Source organism: Escherichia sp. MOD1-EC7003, assembly GCF_002965065.1.
Taxonomy (GTDB): Bacteria; Pseudomonadota; Gammaproteobacteria; order Enterobacterales; family Enterobacteriaceae; genus Escherichia.
Genome location: NZ_PTRE01000270.1, coordinates 1 through 2233, shown reverse-complemented (window position 1 = coordinate 2233; position 2233 = coordinate 1). Strand labels below are relative to the sequence as shown.

General features: G+C 50.6%; 4 protein-coding genes. 1 reads left to right on the top strand and 3 read right to left on the bottom strand.

Annotated elements, in window-relative coordinates; all coding sequences use genetic code 11:
• Positions 1 to 93 precede the first annotated feature (93 nt).
• The 3 genes from rpmG to radC form a co-directional block, all read right to left on the bottom strand.
• Positions 94 to 261 (bottom strand): 50S ribosomal protein L33, encoded by a 168-nt coding sequence (gene rpmG, locus A7090_RS25215; protein ID WP_001051798.1) that lies wholly within the window; start codon positions 259 to 261, stop codon positions 94 to 96.
• A gap of 20 nt (positions 262 to 281) precedes the next feature.
• Positions 282 to 518, bottom strand: coding sequence for a 50S ribosomal protein L28 (gene rpmB / locus A7090_RS25210; RefSeq protein WP_105275888.1), 237 nt, complete (start codon positions 516 to 518; stop codon positions 282 to 284).
• A 216-nt stretch (positions 519 to 734) separates the two neighbouring features.
• On the bottom strand, positions 735 to 1403 hold the full coding sequence (radC, locus tag A7090_RS25205) for a RadC family protein (protein ID WP_105275887.1): 669 nt from the start codon (positions 1401 to 1403) through the stop codon (positions 735 to 737).
• 171 nt (positions 1404 to 1574) lie between these two features.
• On the opposite strand from radC, the gene coaBC reads away from it, so the two are divergent.
• Positions 1575 to 2233 (top strand): bifunctional phosphopantothenoylcysteine decarboxylase/phosphopantothenate--cysteine ligase CoaBC (gene coaBC / locus A7090_RS25200; RefSeq protein WP_105275886.1); only part of this gene is annotated, 659 nt, incomplete at its 3' end.

The window sequence follows — 2233 nt, the reverse complement described above, 5'->3', positions numbered from 1 at the left end:
TCACAAAACTCTATGCCTGTCTTTTTTTACCCGCCCATTACTGGGGATTCCTCAGCGCCGGGGGCGAGGTTTTTCGTTACATTAAAGCGAAAATTATTTGATTTTCGCTTCTTTGTAAATCACGTGCTGGCGAACAACTGGATCGAATTTTTTCAGTTCCAGTTTTTCCGGCTTAGTACGTTTGTTCTTCGTAGTGGTATAGAAGTGACCAGTACCAGCAGAAGAAACCAGCTTGATTTTCTCACGAATACCTTTAGCCATGATTTATTTCCTCTAAGTACTTAGTACTTTTCGCCACGGGCACGCAGTTCAGCCAGAACTGCATCGATGCCTTTTTTATCGATTACACGCATACCTTTAGCAGATACGCGCAGGGTGACAAAACGCTTCTCGCTCTCAACCCAGAAACGGTGAGAGTGCAGGTTAGGCAGGAAACGGCGTTTAGTCGCGTTCAGTGCGTGGGAACGGTTGTTACCGGTCACCGGACGCTTGCCAGTAACTTGGCAGACTCGGGACATGTCTATTCTCCAAAAATCAAATTAGCTCGAGCTTCGTATGGGGTATTGGCGCCTCGTCAGGCTTTACAGCCCGGTCATCGCAGTTCTATGTGAACTCTCGATTGCCAGGCCCAAATGCCAAACCCGAGATTCTCAAAGGTGGCGTAGTATACGCTGACTCAGCGATGTGCTCAAGTCCCGAACAGACAAAGATCCCGAAGGATCGCGCATAGCGGGTTAAATCCAGCCGCGTTCGGCAAAAGAAACATACTCTCCACGCCCAATCACGATATGGTCGAGCACGCGTAAATCCATGAACTGACAACTTTTTATTATCCGTTCGGTGATGAGTTTATCCGCTTTACTGGGTTCAGCACAACCCGAAGGGTGATTATGGGCAAGGATCAGCGCCGAGGCATTTATTTTTATTGCTTCACGGACAATTTCCCGAGGATGGACTTCAACATGGTTTAGCGTACCGGAAAAAAGACGGCTATGCGTTATAACCCTGTGTTGTGAGTCGAGAAAGATCACCATAAAGATCTCACGCTCCTCGCCCGTGAGCTGGCTTTGTAAAAATTCCCTCGTCATCTCCGGGCTAAGTAACGGGCTTTCTTCACGCATCCGCACGTTGTAGTAACGCCGCGCCAGTTCGGCAATCCCCTTTAACTGAGCGAACTTCGCCACACCAATTCCATGAACGCCGCTAAATTGTTCATATTCAGAGGTTAACAAGCCGTAAAGAGAGCCGAAATTCTCCAGTATCTCTTTTGCCAGAGTTAACACATTTTTACCGCGCGTTCCGGTACGCAGAAATAGCGCCAGTAGCTCGACATCCGTTAACGCACCAATGCCAAACTTCAGCATTTTTTCGCGCGGCATCAACAGCTGTGCATTGTTTTTCACCTTCACCTCCTTTGTGGTGCTCGCATCCTGTCATAACCGTTCCATTAAATCGACGGTCAGTTTTCAATCCTGGAAAGCGCCTCGCAAAGTGATTCTCAGGTGAAGGCACGACAACAAAAGTATTGTGATAAAATCGCCACCTTCTGGTGTCACCCAACAGGAAAAATCATCATGAGCCTGGCCGGTAAAAAAATCGTTCTCGGCGTCAGCGGCGGTATCGCGGCCTATAAAACCCCTGAACTGGTGCGTCGTTTGCGCGATCGCGGAGCCGACGTCCGTGTCGCCATGACCGAAGCGGCAAAAGCCTTTATCACCCCACTTAGCTTGCAGGCGGTTTCTGGTTATCCCGTTTCCGACAGTCTGCTTGACCCCGCTGCCGAAGCCGCAATGGGCCATATTGAGCTGGGTAAATGGGCTGATTTAGTGATTCTCGCCCCTGCCACAGCGGATTTGATTGCCCGTGTTGCTGCCGGAATGGCGAATGACCTGGTATCGACAATTTGCCTGGCGACACCTGCACCTGTTGCCGTGCTCCCCGCCATGAACCAGCAAATGTACCGTGCCGCCGCCACCCAGCATAATTTAGAGGTGCTTGCCTCGCGTGGTCTGCTTATCTGGGGGCCAGACAGCGGCAGTCAGGCTTGTGGTGATATCGGCCCGGGGCGAATGCTCGATCCGTTAACCATTGTGGATATGGCGGTAGCGGATTTTTTGCCCGTCAACGACCTGAAAGATTTTAACATTATGATTACCGCCGGGCCGACGCGTGAACCGCTTGACCCGGGGGGTTATATCTCTCAATACACCTCCCGCCAGATGGGGGGTGCTTT

Bases quoted from the DNA above. Each gene is read 5' to 3' on its own strand.
- rpmB (WP_105275888.1), bottom strand. From the start codon at position 518: ATGTCCCGAGTCTGCCAAGTTACTGGCAAGCGTCCGGTGACCGGTAAC.
- rpmG (WP_001051798.1), bottom strand. From the start codon at position 261: ATGGCTAAAGGTATTCGTGAGAAAATCAAGCTGGTTTCTTCTGCTGGT.